Consider the following 16,764-nt stretch of genomic DNA (forward strand, 5'->3'; position numbering starts at 1 on the left):
CGAAAGCCCGTGTACTGGTTTACACGGGCTTTTGTTTCGCGCAGCTCAGATTTGCGCTCAGCGGGTCGGCACAACCGTGAGGCGGGGGAGGAAGAACTGGACCAGGGGGCCGATCGTCAGGGCGTACAGGGCTGTGCCAAGGCCCAGTGTGCCGCCGAGCAGGAAGCCGCTGGTGACGACCGCGATCTCGATCAGCGTGCGGACGAGGCGGATCGACTTGCCCGTGCGGGCGGCGATGCTGGTCATCAGGCCGTCGCGCGGGCCGGGGCCGAGCCGGGCGCCGATGTAGAGGCCGCCGGCGAGCCCGTTGAGGACGACGCCGGTGACGAGGAACGCGACGCGTACGGGGAGCAGGTCCGGGGTCGGCAGGAGTTCCAGGGTCGACTGGGCCACGAAGCCGATCACGAGCACGTTGCTGATCGTGCCGATCCCCGGCTTCTGGCGGAGCGGGATCCACAGCAGCAGGACGAGCGCGCCGACCCCCATGACCACCCAGCCGAGGGCCAGCCCGGTCTGCTTCGCCACGCCCTGGTGGAACACGTCCCAGGGCATCGAGCCGAGCTTGGCCTCGATCATGAGGGCCATGCTGATCCCGTAGACGGTCAGGCCGGCGTACAGCTGGAGGAGCCTCTTGCTCAGGTGCGTCATGCATGCCAGTCTTAAGGCCAATCCCCCGGACATGAAGAGCCAATTCACGGAGAGTGGCCCCTTGACCAGGCTGATCGGCGCCGCACAGCTCGCCCGCCTGCTCGGTACGTGGCGGGACAACCAGGCTGACTACCTGGCTCTGGCCTCCGCCGTGCACCGGCTGATCGTGGACGGCAGGCTCCAGCCCGGTATCCGGCTGCCCGCCGAGCGGGAGGCCGCATTGGCCCTCGGTGCGAGCCGGACGACCGTGACGGCCGCGTACGGGAGGCTGCGCGACAGCGGGTTCCTGGTGTCGCGGCGCGGGGCCGGAAGCTGGACGGCGCTCCCCGAGGGGCACCAGGTGGCGACCAGCGGGCTGTGGACGCCCGACGACACCTCCGACGTGCTCGACCTGGGGTGCGCGGCGATGCCGGCCCCGGTGGAGCTGCTGGAGGCCGCCCGGGAGGCCGTGGAGGAGCTGCCTGCCCACGCCGGGCGGTCCGGGTACACGCCGATCGGGCTGGAGGCGTTGCGGGGGGCGCTCGCCGCCCGGTACACGGAAAGGGGTCTGCCCACCACCCCGGGCCAGATCCTGATCTGTGGCGGCGCGCAGCAGGCCTTCGATCTGTGCCTCAGGCTGCTGCTCTCGCCGGGTGAGCAGGCGCTGGTCGAGGCCCCGACCTACGCGAACGCCCTGGTGGCGCTCACCGCGAACCGGGCGAGGGTCGCCGCCTACGGCCTGACCCCCACCGGCTGGGATCCGGAGGCGATCGGCTCGGCGCTGCGCCAGGGGCGGCCACGCATCGGCTACCTGATCCCCGACTTCCACAACCCGACCGGGCACCTGATGCCCGCTGACCTGCGCGAGCAGCTCGCCGTCGCGGCGCACCAGGCCGGCACCGACCTGATCGTGGACGAGACGTTCGCCGAGCTGCCGATCGAGGACCAGGTCATGCCACCGCCTCTCGCGGCCTTCGACCGGCACGCCCGGGTGCTGACGATCGGCGGGCTGAGCAAGTCCCACTGGGGCGGCCTGCGGGTCGGCTGGATCCGGGCCGCAGGTCCGGTGATCCAGCGCCTCGCGGCCCTGCGCACCGGGCTCGACATGGGCTCACCGGTCCTGGAGCAGCTGACGGCCGTCCACCTGCTCGAACGCGACCTGCTGCCCGCCCGGCGCGCGATCCTGCGCAGCCGGCGGGACGCCCTGGTGGGGGCGCTGCGGGAGACCTTCCCCGACTGGCGGTTCCCGGTGCCGGCCGGCGGCATGTCGCTCTGGGTCGAGCTCGACGCGCCGGTCAGCACCGCGCTGGCCCGTGCGGCCGAGGCCTACCGGGTCCGGGTCGCGGCCGGCCCGCGCTTCGGGCTGGACGGGCTGATGGAGCGCTTCATCCGGGTGCCGTTCACGCTGCCGGAGGAGTCCCTCCAGGAGGTCGTCCGGCGGCTGGCGCTGTCCAGGGCAGATGTCGAACGGGGCATCGCTGGCCCCGGCCGCGCCCCGCTCGACATCGTGGCCTGATCAGGAAGCCGCGACGAACTCGATCCGGTTGCCGTGGCAGTCGAACGAGTGGAACCGGCGGTTGCCCGTCTCGCTGGCGTCCGCCCAGACCACCTCGTAGCCCGCCCCGGCCAGGCGCCCCGCGAGCCCGTCGAGGTCTGACCAGGTGAAGGCCGGGTGTGCCTTGCGGGCCGGGCGGAAGTCCGCCTCGACGCCGATGTGGAGGACGGCGTTGCCCGGGTCGGCCGGGAAGGCGAACCACGCGCCGCCCCGAGCGGCCAGCGCCGGGGGCTTGGGAATCTCGACCATGCCGAGCAGGCCGCCGAAGTACTCCCGAAGCGCCTCCTCCGATCCGGCGGGGCAGGCAATCTGTACGTGATGGAGAGTCATGCGCCCATCCTGAACCGGACTTGCGCGAATAGCAAGACGGACGTACGGTTTTCAATGACGAGACAGTGAACGGTTAGGTATGCCTAAGCCAGTGCGGGCCTGCCTGGTGCGGGAGACTGCACGAAGATCCCATGACTGAGGAGTACGACGTGGCGAGCCTCGACACCTTCGGTGCGAAGAGCCGGCTTGAAGTCGGAGAAGCGGCTTATGACATCTACCGGATCGACAAGGTCGAGGGGCATGACCGGCTCCCGTACAGCCTGAAGATCCTGCTGGAGAACCTGCTCCGCACCGAGGACGGCGCGAACATCACCGCCGACCACATCCGCGCGCTCGGTGCGTGGGACCAGGACTCCGACCCCAGCGTCGAGATCCAGTTCACCCCGGCCCGGGTCCTGATGCAGGACTTCACCGGCGTGCCGTGCGTCGTCGACCTGGCGACCATGCGCGAGGCCGTCCGCGACCTCGGTGGCGACCCGTCGAAGGTCAACCCGCTCGCCCCCGCCGAGCTGGTCATCGACCACTCGGTGATCGCCGACCTGTTCGGCCGGGCCGACGCGTTCGAGAAGAACGTCGAGCTGGAGTACGAGCGGAACCGGGAGCGCTACCAGTTCCTGCGCTGGGGCCAGACAGCTTTCAACGAGTTCAAGGTCGTCCCGCCCGGCACCGGCATCGTGCACCAGGTGAACATCGAGCACCTGGCCCGCACCGTCATGGTCCGTAACGGCGTGGCATACCCCGACTCCTGCGTCGGTACCGACTCGCACACCACCATGGTCAACGGCCTGGGCGTGCTGGGCTGGGGCGTCGGCGGCATCGAGGCCGAGGCCGCCATGCTCGGCCAGCCGGTGTCGATGCTCATCCCGCGGGTCGTCGGCTTCAAGCTGTCCGGCGAGCTGCCCGAGGGCGTCACGGCCACCGACCTGGTGCTCACGATCACCGAGATGCTGCGCAAGCACGGCGTCGTCGGCAAGTTCGTCGAGTTCTACGGCACCGGCGTCGGCGCCGTCCCGCTGGCCAACCGGGCCACGATCGGCAACATGTCGCCGGAGTACGGCTCGACCGTCGCGATCTTCCCGATCGACGGCGAGACCATCAAGTACCTGACGCTGACCGGCCGCTCCGCCGAGGAGACCGCGCTGGTCGAGGCGTACGCCAAGGCCCAGGGCCTCTGGCACGACCCGGCGGCCGAGCCCGACTACTCGGAGCGCCTGGAGCTGGACCTGTCGACGATCGAGCCGAGCCTGGCCGGCCCGAAGCGCCCGCAGGACCGCGTTCCGCTGAAGGACGCGCAGGCCGGTTTCCGGGACGCGCTGACCGCGTACGTCGGCACCGACGGCGTCGAGTCGGCCCTGGACGAGGCGGTCGCCGAGTCCTTCCCGGCCTCCGACTCCCCCGCCATCCACGAGAGCAACGGCGCGCCGCACGTGCCGTTCAAGGCGCTCAAGGGCCGCGCGGTGAAGAAGGTCGCGGTCGACGGCTACGAGCTCGACCACGGCCACGTGGTGATCGCGGCCATCACGAGCTGCACCAACACCTCGAACCCGCACGTCATGATCGGTGCGGCCCTGGTCGCGAAGAAGGCCGTCGAGAAGGGCCTCAACCGGCGTCCGTGGGTGAAGACCACCCTGGCTCCGGGTTCCAAGGTCGTCATGGACTACTACGACCGGGCCGGCCTCACCCCGTACCTGGACAAGATCGGCTTCAACCTGGTCGGCTACGGCTGCACCACCTGCATCGGCAACTCCGGCCCGCTGCCGGAGGAGATCAGCGCCGCGGTCAGCGAGAACGACCTGTCGGTCGTGAGCGTCCTGTCCGGCAACCGGAACTTCGAGGGCCGGATCAACCCGGACGTCAAGATGAACTACCTGGCGTCCCCGCCGCTGGTCGTCGCGTACGCCCTGGCCGGCACGATGGACATCGACCTGCTGAACGACTCGCTGGGCACGGACACCGAGGGCAACCCGGTGTACCTGCGCGACATCTGGCCGACCTCCGCCGAGATCGACGAGGTCGTGGCGGCGGCGATCGACCCGGCGCAGTTCGGCAACAGCTACGCCGACGTGTTCGCCGGCGACGCCAAGTGGCAGAGCCTGCCGACCCCGACCGGCGACACCTTCGCCTGGGACGGCGAGTCGACCTACGTCCGCAAGCCCCCGTACTTCGAGGGCATGACGATGGAGCCGGCCCCGGTCACCAACTTCGCGGGCGCCCGGGTGCTCGCCAAGCTGGGCGACTCGGTCACCACCGACCACATCTCCCCGGCCGGTGCGATCAAGGCCGACTCGCCGGCCGGCAAGTACCTCGCCGAGCACGGCGTGGAGCGCAGGGACTTCAACTCGTACGGCTCGCGCCGTGGCAACCACGAGGTGATGATCCGCGGCACCTTCGCGAACATCCGCCTGCGCAACCAGACCGCTCCGGGTACCGAGGGTGGCTTCACGACCAACTACCTGACCGGTGCCGTCGAGAGCATCTACGACGCCTCCCAGGCGTACCAGGCGGCCGGCGTGCCGCTGGTGATCCTGGCCGGCAAGGAGTACGGCTCCGGCTCGTCCCGTGACTGGGCGGCCAAGGGCACGGCGCTGCTGGGCGTCAAGGCCGTCATCGCCGAGTCCTACGAGCGCATCCACCGCTCGAACCTGATCGGCATGGGCGTCCTCCCGCTCCAGTACCCGGCGGGCCAGACCGCGGAGACGCTGGGCCTCACCGGCGCCGAGACCTTCGAGATCACCGGCGTGACCGAGCTGAACGATGGCCGCACCCCGGCCACCGTGCACGTGAAGGCCGGCGACGTCGAGTTCGACGCGGTCCTCCGCATCGACACCCCGGGCGAAGCCGACTACTACCGCAACGGCGGCATCCTCCACTACGTGCTGCGGGGCATGATCGGCGCCCGCTAGCACAGGTACGCGTGTATGGCCCTTCCATCGGTTGGTGGAAGGGCCTTACACGTGGGCCACGGAGCATGATGAAATCATCACTTTCCATACTGGGGGAAAGTGATGACTGCCGAAGTTCTGCGCGTCGCGTGGCGGGCATTTCTGGGGATGCTGTTGGGTCTCTATCTCGTCATTCCCTGGCTCTTTCTGGTGCGCGCCGCGGTGAACCGCCGCTTTGGCGTCGGGTTGCTGCCATGGCAGAACTCCGGGCCCCTGGCTGGGGTCACCGGCCGGCTGGGAGTCGTCGCCGCCTGGTTCGGCGGGATGTATCTGCCGCTCATAGCAGCGGGCACGGTTTATCTGGAGACCTCAGACGCGTGGCAAAGCCTCATACTGCTGATGCTCTCCGCTGCTGGGCTCACCACGCTGACTGCGGCTTCGATATCGGCGATCCGCCGAGAACTGGGCGGCAACATCCGAGCCGACCTCGCACTTCTCGGCCTCGATCCCGGGCCGCGAGCCGAACGCGTGCTCGGTAGCCGACGTGCGTGGCTGAGTCTCACCGTGGCCTCACTCAACCTCACATACGTCATCGCCGTGCTGGGTCTGGTCTACGTTGAAGGGCCTGCGGTCATGCGGTCCGCACCTGACACCACTCCCCTGTACGGCCTTGTGTCGGGGACCGTAGTGACAACGCTGATGCTGATCGTCGTCCAGGGTGTACTTCTGTGGAACGCTTCGCTGCCGGCCGCCCTCGAATCAGCGTGCGCCCTGCTGGTCCAGCCTGGAGGTCTCGCCAGGCGTGAGGGTCCGTCCCTGAAGTACAGGCTGTTCCGGTCCGCCCTGCGCGACAGTCCCGCACACAGTGAGGGCTTGCCACGGCGCGAACACTACATGATGTACCGGCTGACTCCCCGGCATTCGGGTGATCCGTTGAACCTGTTCATCGAACATTGGCACCGCCAGGCACGCCGGTGCGTTCGCAGGCTCCCGGCAGTGGGCCGCCCCGACGCGTTCGGCCGCGTGCACACTGTCGCCTGGAAGATCAACCAAGCGGGCCTGCATCGTGGCCCCGCTCTCGAATCCATGGTCCGCCAGGCCATGGACATGCTGCTCACTGGCGACCTGTCCGCGTTGAGCACCGAGGCAGCCAACCCTCGTTCAGAACTTCGGTGGATCGTCGCCGACCGGACCATGAACTACATGGGCGCTCTGGCTGGCCTGGTAGCCGTCATCATCACCATCGGGCAGATCAGGGGTCTTCTTCACTGAACGAGAAGCCACACCGGGAGCGGCCGGAGCAAAACCAGTTGAGGGTGTACGGCAGGATCGAGGCGTGCGCATTCTGCCGTTCGACCCCTCCTCGTGTACCGAGGCCGGGAAGCTGGCCTTCGAGGCCGTCGCCGGGCCGGTGCTGGTGCCGCGAGCGGGACGCCGGCTGAGGTACTGGGCGGCGTGGCAGGACGACGTGGTCACGGGCTTCGCCCGCGTCACGCTCCAGGACGAGCAGAACCGGCATGTCGGCTTCACCAGCATCGAGGTCCAGCCGGAGCACCGGGATCACGGCGCCGGCACGGGCCTGCTCCGCGAGGTACTCGAAGCACTGGCGGCCGAGGGCCGCACGACCATCTACTTCGAGGGTGTCACCGACGGGGCCGGCTGGGCCGGACGGCGTGGGCTTTCCCTGGTACAGACCACTCTCCAGCTCCAGCTCGACGTGTCGGGTGTGGACAGTGTCCCCGTTCCGGACGGCTACCGGCTCGTGTCGTGGAGCGGCCACGCCCCCGAGGACCTGATCGCTTCGTACATCCAGGCGAAGTACGCGATCGCCGACGCCCCGCTGGACGGGCAGTCGATCGAGTTCCCGGTATGGACAGCAGAGAAGATCCGCACCCTGGCTGACAGCTTCGCCGCGCGGGACTGCGAGCACCGGGTCGTCGCGGCGGTACACGAGGCCACCGGCGACGTCGCGGGCATCACCGAGCTGGAGATCTACGCCAGCGACCCGGAGCAGGCCTTGCAGCAGGACACTGTGGTCACGTCCGCGCACCGGGGCCACGGGCTCGGGCTGTGCCTGAAGACCGCGATGCTGGCCTGGCTGATCGCCGAGCGTCCCGCCGTCCGCACGGTCCGGACCACCAACGCCGCGAGCAACAAGCACATGCGCGCGATCAACGAGCGGCTCGGCTTCACCATGACGTCGATGGCGTACAACTTCCAGGCGATGGTGCGCGACGCCGACCAGCTGACGGCCGGACGCCGCAGGTACCCGACGGGCAGCCGGGTCCGGGGCACGATCGCGGAGACCCCGTGGCCCGCCGGGCGGACGGGGCTGTTCGTGGATCTCGGGCTGGGGCCCCAGGGGTTCGTCGACGTCCTCCACCTCCCGCTGGAGGCGGAGAGCTGGCCGGAGGCGGGCAGGGCAGGCTGGTTCGAGGTTCTCCAGCACGACTGGCACCAGATCCGGCTGTATCCCCTGGACGCGGGCATGCGTTCCCCCCGCAGCAAGCCCGGGCGCTGGTCCGGCGAAGAGTGGGCGGCTCTCACCGCGAAGTACCCGGCCGGCTCGGTGGTCACCGGCACCGTCACTGATGTCTTCGCCTCCAACCGCGAGTACTCGGTGGTCTTCGATGACTTCCGCTCCAGCGTCGAGTACTCCGGCGCTCCCCCGCTAGCTGGTGAAACGGGTGAGTTCGAGGTGACGGGGCACTCCGAGTGGACCCGCCTGGTGTTTGTCAGGCCAGCCTCGGCCGCCCGGCGGTAACCCCGGGCCGCTACGGTTGCGGCATGGCTGAACTCGTCTACCCGCCAGTGATCCTCGCCGCCAGGGCGATGTTCCGGCTGCTCGACCTGCGGATCCGTGTGGAAGGGGCCGAGCACGTCCCGAGTACGGGCGGGGCGGTGATCGCCAGTAACCACATCAGCTATCTCGACTTCATCTTCTGCGGGCTCGGCGCCCGGCAGGCCAGGCGGCTGGTCCGGTTCATGGCGAAGGACGAGATCTTCAAGAACTCGATCGCCGGGCCGCTGATGCGGGGCATGAAGCACATTCCGGTCGACCGGGACGCCGGGCTCGCCTCGTACAAGATGGCTCTGGAGTATTTGAGGAAGGGTGAGGTGGTCGGCCTCTTCCCGGAGGCGACGATCAGCCAGTCCTTCACCGTGAAGGAGATCAAGAACGGCGCGAGCCGGATGGCTGCCTCCGGCGGCGCGCCGCTGGTCCCGATGGCGTTGTGGGGCACGCAGCGGCTGTGGACGAAGGGGCGCCCGCGGCGGCTCACCCAGCGGCACGTGCCCATCTCGATCCTGATCGGCGAGCCGATGGAGGTCGGCAAGCGGGACAAGCACGACCTGGTCACCGTGGAGCTGCGGCGGCGGATGCAGGCCCTGCTCGACCGGGCACAGCAGGAGTATCCGGACAAGCCGGCCGGCCCTGATGACGCTTGGTGGCTTCCTGCTCACTTGGGCGGTTCCGCGCCACTCCCGGAAGGGACACATGTCACATCTGAATCTGGGGACTAGAGTGGGTACCTACGGTGCCGTAACCTTCGGTACCGTAGGTTAACCTGCAGCCCCCGGAGTCAGCATGACCATGTCCCAGGCCCATCTCCTGCGTGAGCTGGAATCCGTTGTCGAGGACAACCTCAACCGGCACCTGGCGGTGGCCAAGGAATGGTTCCCGCACGAGTACATCCCGTGGAGCGAGGGCCGGGACTTCGACGGCGTGCTCGACGGCACCGCCTGGGAGGTCGGCCAGTCGAAGCTCTCGGACGTCTCGCGGACCTCGCTGATCGTCAACCTGCTCACCGAGGACAACCTGCCGAGCTACCACCACGAGATCGCGGTGCTGTTCGGCCGGGACGGCGCCTGGGGTAACTGGGTGCACCGCTGGACGGCCGAGGAGGGCCGGCACGGGTACGCCATCCGCGACTACCTGCTGGTCACCCGGGCTGTCGACCCGATCGCGCTTGAGCGGGCCCGGATGGACCACATGGCGGCCGGCTTCGAGAACGACCACACGGGCAACGCGCTGCACTCGATCGCGTACGTGTCGTTCCAGGAGCTGGCGACGCGGGTCTCGCACCGCAACACCGGCCGGCACTCCGGCGACCCGGTGTGCGAGGCGCTGCTGGCCCGGATCGCGCTCGACGAGAACCTGCACATGGTCTTCTACCGCAACCTGCTCGGGGCGGCCTTCGAGCTGGCGCCCGACGCGACGATGCGGGCGATCACCGACGTGGTGAAGGAGTTCCAGATGCCGGGGCACGGCATCGAGAACTTCGGCCGCAAGTCGGTGCAGATCGCGATGGCCGGCATCTACGACCTGCGGATCCACCACGACGACGTGGTCGCGCCCGTCCTGCGCAACCTGAAGATCATGGAGCGCGGCGGCCTGACCGGCGAGGGCGAGGCCGCCCGCGAGGAGCTGGCCACGTTCATCTCCGGCCTCGACACCGCCGCGAGCCGCTTCGAGGAGAAGCGGGCGGCGGCACAGGAGCGCGCCGCCCGCCGGGGGAAGACCCTCTAGCCCTTCCTAGTACTTACCGTCGAAGGTCGCGCTGAAGTCCTGCGCGGTGGCCACGCCGGCGTTGTCGAAACACTTCACGTCGGCGGTGGCCGTGGTACCCGAGTGGATCCACAGCGCGGCCAGCGAGCAGTAGCCCGAGCCCGGCCCGGTCGCCGTGACCTGCACGTTCGTCTCGCCGCCCATGCCGAGCTGCGGGTACGTGACGAGGTAGCGGCCCGGGGACGTGACCGCGACCGTGTTCACGCCCCAGCCGCCGGCCTTGTAGTTGTAGTTGGTGTTGAACGGGCCGCCGGTCGTCAGGTACCCGAAGGACCGGGGCAGTACGCCGCCGCGCAGCCCGTAGCTGGCGCGTTCGCGGTGGCAGGACACGACGAACTCGCCGGCGATCGGCGCGCCGTTCTGGTCGAAGCACGCGATGTCCGCAGTGATGTCGGCCGCGCCGGTCAGCGCCCAGGTGGCGAGCTTGCAGCGGCGGGGTGCGCCGAGATGGTGGTACGCGGAGACCTGGACGTTGCCCGAGAGCCCACCGGCGGCGACCCCCGGGAACGTGGCCCGGTAGACGCCGGTCGAGACGGTGGCCAGCGTGTTGGCTACACCGGTCGAGTTGTACGTCTGGGCGACGGTGGAGATGTCGCGCTCCAGGTAGGCCTGGCTGCCCTGGCCTGCGGCGAGGACGCCGGAGCCGAGTGTCCACAGGAGAGAGAACTGCGTGTCGGCCAGCGCCCCGCCCGGCCGGAAGCACGTCACGTCCACGTACTGGTTGCCGCCGGACGGGAAGATCCGGAACACCTCGCAGTAGTTGCCGGTGGCGCTGACCGCCGTCACGTGGGCGACGCCCTGGAGCGGGTACGACTGGACCTTGGGCAGCCGGACGAACACCCGGCCGGTGTTCACCTTCATCGTGTCGGCCCAGAGCGAGGGGTAGCTGTTCTTCCAGCTTCCCCACTGCTTGGCCGTGCTGGCCACCGTCCACGTCGTGACGGAGGGCTTGTCGACGAACACGGTTGCCCACTTGTCGCCCGGTACGGCCTGCGCAGCGGCCGGCACCAGGAACGTGGCGGCTGCCGCCAGGACGAGCGTGAGGAATAAGCGAAGTCTCATGGCTCCGCAGTGTCGGCCACAGGTGTTCAGCGGTTATCCAGTAAGCGTCCATCGGGCAGGTGGTCCACGCCGGACGGCAGCGGGACCTCGTGCTCGGCAGGCTCTAGCTGGCCAGGACCTCGTAGACGGCTGACAGGCAGTTGTCGGCGGTGCAGGTCGGGGCGAAACGCGGCTCCGACCAGCGCCGGCCACGGCTGATCCACACGCTCGGGATGCCGGCGCTGGTCGCGCCGCCGATGTCGGCGGCCGGGTTGTCGCCGACCATCCACGACCCGCCGAGCCGCCGGCCGGCCCGGCGCGCGGCCTCGGCGAAGATCCGCGGGTCGGGTTTGCGCAGGCCGGCCTCCTCGGAGATGATCCAGCCGGCCACGTACCGGTCGAGGCCGCACCGCCGGATCTTCGCCTCCTGCTGGCGCTGGGTGCCGTTCGTGACGATCACGGGCAGCCAGTCGGCCTTGGCGGCGATCTCCAGCGCGCACGCGACCAGCGGATCGAGCCTCAGGTGCTCGATCACGCCGATCCGGATCTCGGCGAGGATGTCCTCCAGCGACGCGTCCAGCAGGTACCGGTCGCGGATCTTCTCCGCCAGCACCATCTTGTTGGCGAAGCCGTCGTCGTCAGCATCCATCAGCCACTCGAGGTCGGAGTCGGGCGCGCCGATCTCGGGCAGGAAGGCTCGCGCCCACTGGCGGAAGGCACCCGTACGATCGACCAGAGTGTTGTCCAGGTCGAGGAGTAGCAGCGGCACGGGCGGCACGTTACGCCAGTTTCCGGCCGCGCAACAGGCCCCGTCAGTGAAAGTACGCCTGCTCCCTGGCGAGAAACATGTCGGGCACCATCCGGACGTGGGAGCCCTGGAACTGCAGACTGTCCAATTCGGACTGTGAAAACCAGCCGAAACCACGTACTTCATGGGTCAATCGGGGCTCGCCGGAGACGATCTCGCACCGGTGCACGTGGTGCAGCACGTGGAAGGCGGCGTCCACCGGAAGTTTACGGTTGTCGTACACCGCAAGGAGTTCGACGGCCCTGACGCGCAGCCCGCACTCCTCCCACGCCTCCCGCGCGGCGGCCTCGGACGGCGACTCGCCGACCTCCACGAGCCCGCCCGGCATGCACCAGCCCCGGCCGTCGGCCCGGTCGGTGAGGAACAGCCTGCCGTCGGCGTCGAAGATGGCCGCGTCGGCGCCCACGAGCGGTGAACGCGGGGCCAGGTCGCCCCGGAACACCTCCTCGATCTCGGCCGCCGTCCGCGGGTCGACGACCGAGAGCAGCTCGGCGGCGATCGTGCGGATCTGCTCGAACCGGGCCCGGTCGTGCGGGTCGCGGGAGAAATGGAGGGAGGTCGCCGAGATCGCCCGCAGCTCGTCCGCCAGCTGGGCCACCCGTACACTCGGATCAACGATCATGAGACCAGCCTCTCACGGGTATCGCTTTCCCAAGCCGTACGTACGGCTTGTAATACACGTTCCGGTCTGTCACGATCACTGTGTGCCCAGGGTAAGCCAGGACCAGCTCGCGGCGCGGCGGCACGAGATCCTCGCCGGCGCGCGAGCCTGCTTCGCCCGGCACGGTTACGAGGGCGCCACCGTCCGGCGGCTGGAAGAGGAGACCGGGCTGTCCCGGGGCGCCATCTTCCACCACTTCCGCGACAAGGACTCCCTGTTCCTCGCGGTGGCCGCCGACGACGCGGCCGAGATGGCCGAGACGGTCGCCCGCAACGGCCTGGTGCAGGTCATGCGGGAGCTCCTGAGCAACCCCGACGCGGCAGGCTGGCTCGGCACCCAGCTGGAAGTGACCCGGCGGCTGCGGACCGACCCCGAGTTCGCCGAGCGCTGGGCCGAGCGGTCCGAGGCGATCGCCGCCGCGACCCGCTCCCGCCTCGACCGGCAGCGCGAGGCCGGCGTGATCCGGCCCGACGTGCCGGTCGACGTCCTCCAGCGCTTCCTCGAACTCGCCTACGACGGCCTCGTCCTCCACCTCGCGATGGGCCGCCCGGCCGACGACCTCGGCCCGGTCCTCGACCTGGTCGAGGCGGCCGTAAGACGGAGCTAGCTGGGGTTTGGCGGGCTGTCCGCTTCAGCAGGTTCCCTTTGCGCTCCGGCGCGGGGCGCCTCCACACAAAGCGAACCGCGGCCAGCCCGCACGGTTAGCCCTTCCGGGGACCCCCATAAGCTCACTTCATGGATCTGGGCCTGAAGGATCGGGTGTACGTGGTCACGGGTGGCTCTCGCGGGCTGGGGTTCGCGACGGCCGAGGCCCTCGTCGCTGACGGTGCCCGGGTGGTGGTGTCGGCTCGGGGCGAGTCCAGGGTGGACGATGCCGTGCGGCTGCTCGGCGACCGGCATCCGTACCGCTGCACGGGCTGTGATCGTGGGACCCCTCATGTCGCTATAGCAGCATGAGGGGTCCCACGATCTATGCCACCTGTCCTGACAGGGCGACGATGATCGGGCCGAGCAGCGGCAGGATCACGTTGGAGAGCGCGTACACGATGGTGTAGCTGAGCAGTGGCGTGGAGTTGCCGGCCACGCCCTGCACCGCGGTGATCGCCGGCGTGCTGCACTGCTGGCCCGCGACGCAGCCGAGCAGCAGTGGTGCCTCCATCTTCATCAGCTTCCAGGCGATGAAGAAGGAGATCGAGGCCGGGATGAGCGTCATGCACAGGCCGGCGATCGGCAGGCTGATGCCGTACTGCTGGACCAGCTTGACCGCCTGCGGCCCGGAGGACAGCCCGACCGCCGCGATGAACGCCGCCAGGCCGAAGTCCTTGATGACCGACGCCGCCGCCGGGTGGTAGGCGCCGAAGGTCGGGTGCTTGGAGCGGAGCCAGCCGAGGACCAGGCCGGACAGCAGGCAGCCGCCGCCCGTGCCGAGGGACAGCGGCACGTCGCCCAGCCTCAGGGTCAGCTTGCCGATCAGGATGCCCAGGATGATGCCGACGCCGATGTAGATGAAGTCGAGCTTCACCGAGGGGTCGATCAGGTAGCCGAGCTTGCCGGCCAGCGAGCCGACGTCCTTCTTCGGGCCGGTCAGCCGGAGCACGTCCCCGGACTGGATCACGGTGCCGTCCCGGACCGGCAGCGGGGTCTCCTGCCTGCTGATCGAGCTGAGGAAGACCTTGTGGTGCTCCCCGGAGGGAATCTCCCGGCGGAGTTCGGCGAGGGTCTTGTTGTTGTACTGGCCCCGCCCCACCACCACGTCCCGGCTGTCGAGCTGGAGGTCGATGCCGTCGGCACCAGCCTGCTCCGGCCCGATCACGGTGTCGGCGGTGAGGACGGCTGAGCGGCGGCCGACGAGCAGGACGGCATCGCCGGTTTCGAGGCGCAGATTCGGGGCGATGGGCAGGTTAGCGTCGCCCCGGCGTACCTGTTCGACGGCCGCCCCGGTGCCGAGGCGTTCCTCGACGTGGCTGACCGTCGCGCCGTCGGCGTAGGACACGCGGTGGAGGCGGCCGACCATCTCGGGGAGGGCCGGGGCTTCGCCGTCGCCGCCGGTACCGCCGAGCTTGCGCCAGAGCTTGTCCGCCTCGTCGCGCAGGTTGACCCGCATGATGGCCGGGATGATCTGGCTGGTGAGGAGGACGATGGTGATCAGGCCGACGACGTAGCTGATGGTGTAGGCGGTCGCAACGTTCGCCTGGAGGGTCTGCGTGGTGGCCGGGTCGAGGCCGAGCTTGCCGATCGCGTCGGTGGCCGTGCCGACCACTGCCGACTCCGTCGCGCCGCCGGCCAGCAGCCCGGCTGCCGTGCCCTGGTCGAGGTCGAGGATCGCGGTGGCCGCGAGGGCCACGGCGAGTACCGAGACGACCTCGACGGCCGGGAAGACGGCGTAGCGCAGGCCCTTGCGGTTCAGGTTCGCGAAGAACTGCGGGCCGCCGATGTAGCCGAGCGTGAAGATGAACAGCGCGAACGCCAGGCTCTTCACCTCGGGGTCGAGGACGACGCCCGACTGGCCGATCACGAGCGCGACGAGCAGCGTGCCGCACACGCCGCCGAGCCGGATCTTCCAGATCGGGATCTTGCCGACCGCGTACCCGAGGGCCAGGCAGGCGAACAGCACCAGGTCCGGGTTGTCCTTCAGGAACTCCTTCATCGCGGCCGCGCCTCGTACTCGGCCCTGTACTCCTGGCCGATCTCGGCGAGCCACTTGCCGATCTGCTCGTATGCGTCCATCCGCAGGTTGGCGAGTGAGACGCGGACCGACCACTCAGGGCCGTCGAAGCCGCCGCCGTTCATGAGGACGATCGAGCCCTTCTGGGCCAGGCGGAACAGCGGGTCGACGGGTTCGAAGTTCTCCCGCATCCAGGTGGCGAAGTCCTTGCCCCAGTTGCGCTCGGCCCAGGAGAGCAGGTCGAGCTCGACGTAGTAGTGCGCCGAGTACTCGTCCTTCGGCAGTTCCACCCCCATGCCCTTGCACAGGGCGTGCAGGCGGCGCTGGATGATCGCCTGGCAGGTCCGCTTGTACTCGTCGTGCTCGTCCAGCAGCGCGTACAGCGAGAACAGCGCCATCTGGCACTGCTGCGGCAGTGACAGCCCCGCCGTGTGGTTCAGCGCGACCTGGCGCGAGTCGGCGACCAGCCGGTCGATGAAGCGGATCTTCTCCGGTTCGAGGGTGAGGGTGGAGTAGCGCTCGTTGAGGGCGTCCTTGTCCGGCTGCGGGAGCCTGGCGAGCATGTCGTCGAAGATGTTGTCCTCGTTGACCATGATCGCGCCGAGCCGCCAGCCGGTGGCTCCGAAGTACTTCGAGTAGGAGTAGACGCCGAGGGTGTTGCGGGGCAGCGTCGACAGCAGCGAGCGGAAGCCGTTGACGAAGGTGCCGTACACGTCGTCGGTGATGATGACGAGGTCCGGGTTCTGCTTCGCGACGATGCCGGCGATCTGGCTCGTGGCCGCCTCCGGGAGCATGACCGACGGCGGGTTCGACGGGTTGACGCAGAACAGCGCCTTGACGGACGGGTCGGCGAGCTTGGCGAGCTCCTCCTCCGGGTACTGCCAGGTGTGGAAGCCGTCCTGGTTGGTCTTCGTCGCGTTCAGCTCGACGACGTTGAACTTGTAGCGTTCGAGGTGCGGGATCTCCAGGTACGGCGTGAAGATCGGGACCATGATGGCGATCGTGTCGCCCGGCTGCAGCAGCCGGTTGATGATCAGCGAGTCGAAGAGGTAGCACATCGCCGCCGTGCCGCCCTCGGTCGCGAAGACGTCGAACTTCTGGTCCTGCCCGGCGCACATCTCCTTCACCAGGTACGCGTGCACGACCTTCTCGATACAGCGCAGCATCCGGTCCGGTACCGGGTAGTTGTCGCCGATGACGGAGTCGGCCAGCTCGTGTACCCAGGTGTCGGCGTCGAAGCCGAGCTTGTTCACTCCATAGTCGACGGAGTGCCGGAGCAGGTCGGCTCCGGGGTCGGACCGGTGCTCCTCCAGGAACAGCCGGAAGCGGGCGGCGATCCCCTCCTTGCCCGGCATGCCGCCGATCTCCGGCCACTCGTCCCACGCGCGCTTGGACTCCGCGATCCCGAACCGGCCGAGCAGCCAGAACGCGTTACGCGGCGTCGTGGCGATCCAGTTGGGATTGCCACGGCCGGCGTTGAGCATCTGGGCCGCGCCGGCCTGTGCCCGCTCGTCGGCCAGCGCGATCAGCGTGTCCTTGATCTCGAACGGCGACAGCGACAGCAGCCGCTTCTGTTCCTCACGGGAGACGCGGGGTACCGCCGGTTTGTCCACAGTGGTCATTACTGC

At 69.1% G+C, this 16,764-nt stretch carries 14 protein-coding genes and 1 pseudogene; 8 read left to right on the top strand and 7 right to left on the bottom strand.

The window, feature by feature from the left end:
- Positions 1 to 57: 57 nt before the first annotated feature.
- Positions 58 to 648 (bottom strand): membrane protein YczE, encoded by a 591-nt coding sequence (yczE, locus tag A3G1_RS0117040; protein WP_018350687.1) that lies wholly within the window; start codon positions 646 to 648, stop codon positions 58 to 60.
- A 61-nt stretch (positions 649 to 709) separates the two neighbouring features.
- On the opposite strand from yczE, the gene yczR reads away from it, so the two are divergent.
- Positions 710 to 2,143 carry a MocR-like transcription factor YczR gene (gene yczR / locus A3G1_RS0117045; protein ID WP_018350688.1) on the top strand — a complete coding sequence of 478 codons (1,434 nt, stop codon included), beginning with the start codon at positions 710 to 712 and terminating at the stop codon, positions 2,141 to 2,143.
- On the opposite strand, the gene A3G1_RS0117050 is transcribed toward yczR, so the two are convergent.
- On the bottom strand, positions 2,144 to 2,512 hold the full coding sequence (locus A3G1_RS0117050) for a VOC family protein (protein ID WP_018350689.1): 369 nt from the start codon (positions 2,510 to 2,512) through the stop codon (positions 2,144 to 2,146). It abuts the gene before it with no gap.
- A gap of 131 nt (positions 2,513 to 2,643) precedes the next feature.
- On the opposite strand from A3G1_RS0117050, the gene acnA reads away from it, so the two are divergent.
- The 5 genes from acnA (at position 2,644) to A3G1_RS0117075 (ending at position 9,922) form a co-directional block, all read left to right on the top strand.
- A complete protein-coding gene (gene acnA, locus A3G1_RS0117055) occupies positions 2,644 to 5,415 on the top strand; it encodes an aconitate hydratase AcnA (protein WP_018350690.1) in 2,772 nt (923 codons plus the stop codon).
- A gap of 102 nt (positions 5,416 to 5,517) precedes the next feature.
- Positions 5,518 to 6,666, top strand: coding sequence for a hypothetical protein (locus A3G1_RS0117060; protein WP_018350691.1), 1,149 nt, complete (start codon positions 5,518 to 5,520; stop codon positions 6,664 to 6,666).
- Between the two features lie 64 nt (positions 6,667 to 6,730).
- A complete protein-coding gene (locus tag A3G1_RS0117065) occupies positions 6,731 to 8,158 on the top strand; it encodes a GNAT family N-acetyltransferase (protein ID WP_018350692.1) in 1,428 nt (475 codons plus the stop codon).
- Between the two features lie 23 nt (positions 8,159 to 8,181).
- Positions 8,182 to 8,916: a lysophospholipid acyltransferase family protein gene (locus A3G1_RS0117070; protein WP_018350693.1), complete on the top strand. Its 735-nt coding sequence runs from the start codon at positions 8,182 to 8,184 to the stop codon at positions 8,914 to 8,916.
- Positions 8,917 to 8,980: 64 nt separating this feature from the next.
- Entirely contained in the window at positions 8,981 to 9,922 is a 942-nt protein-coding gene (locus A3G1_RS0117075) for an acyl-ACP desaturase (protein WP_018350694.1), read from the top strand.
- A gap of 6 nt (positions 9,923 to 9,928) precedes the next feature.
- Here A3G1_RS0117075 and A3G1_RS0117080 read toward each other — a convergent pair whose 3' ends face one another.
- From A3G1_RS0117080 to A3G1_RS35315, 3 genes are all read right to left on the bottom strand, one after another.
- Positions 9,929 to 11,023: a hypothetical protein gene (locus A3G1_RS0117080; RefSeq protein ID WP_018350695.1), complete on the bottom strand. Its 1,095-nt coding sequence runs from the start codon at positions 11,021 to 11,023 to the stop codon at positions 9,929 to 9,931.
- A gap of 103 nt (positions 11,024 to 11,126) precedes the next feature.
- Positions 11,127 to 11,771 carry an HAD family hydrolase gene (locus A3G1_RS0117085; protein WP_026212222.1) on the bottom strand — a complete coding sequence of 215 codons (645 nt, stop codon included), beginning with the start codon at positions 11,769 to 11,771 and terminating at the stop codon, positions 11,127 to 11,129.
- A 43-nt stretch (positions 11,772 to 11,814) separates the two neighbouring features.
- Positions 11,815 to 12,432 carry an NUDIX hydrolase gene (locus A3G1_RS35315; RefSeq protein WP_018350697.1) on the bottom strand — a complete coding sequence of 206 codons (618 nt, stop codon included), beginning with the start codon at positions 12,430 to 12,432 and terminating at the stop codon, positions 11,815 to 11,817.
- Between the two features lie 82 nt (positions 12,433 to 12,514).
- On the opposite strand from A3G1_RS35315, the gene A3G1_RS0117095 reads away from it, so the two are divergent.
- Together A3G1_RS0117095 and A3G1_RS39660 are read left to right on the top strand one after the other, a co-directional pair.
- Complete coding sequence (locus A3G1_RS0117095) at positions 12,515 to 13,078, top strand: TetR/AcrR family transcriptional regulator (protein WP_018350698.1); 564 nt, start codon at positions 12,515 to 12,517, stop codon at positions 13,076 to 13,078.
- Between the two features lie 128 nt (positions 13,079 to 13,206).
- Positions 13,207 to 13,362: pseudogene (locus A3G1_RS39660) on the top strand (SDR family NAD(P)-dependent oxidoreductase); the annotation flags it as partial.
- Between the two features lie 79 nt (positions 13,363 to 13,441).
- Here A3G1_RS39660 and aspT read toward each other — a convergent pair.
- Both aspT and A3G1_RS0117105 read right to left on the bottom strand, forming a co-directional pair.
- Positions 13,442 to 15,118, bottom strand: a complete 1,677-nt coding sequence (gene aspT, locus A3G1_RS0117100) for an aspartate-alanine antiporter (protein WP_018350699.1) — start codon at positions 15,116 to 15,118, stop codon at positions 13,442 to 13,444.
- Positions 15,115 to 16,758 carry a bifunctional aspartate transaminase/aspartate 4-decarboxylase gene (locus A3G1_RS0117105; RefSeq protein ID WP_018350700.1) on the bottom strand — a complete coding sequence of 548 codons (1,644 nt, stop codon included), beginning with the start codon at positions 16,756 to 16,758 and terminating at the stop codon, positions 15,115 to 15,117. The genes aspT and A3G1_RS0117105 overlap by 4 nt, the downstream gene beginning before the upstream one ends.
- Positions 16,759 to 16,764: the final 6 nt, after the last annotated feature.

The sequence above is a fragment of the Longispora albida DSM 44784 genome (assembly GCF_000379825.1).
GTDB classification, from domain to species: Bacteria; Actinomycetota; Actinomycetes; order Mycobacteriales; family Micromonosporaceae; genus Longispora; species Longispora albida.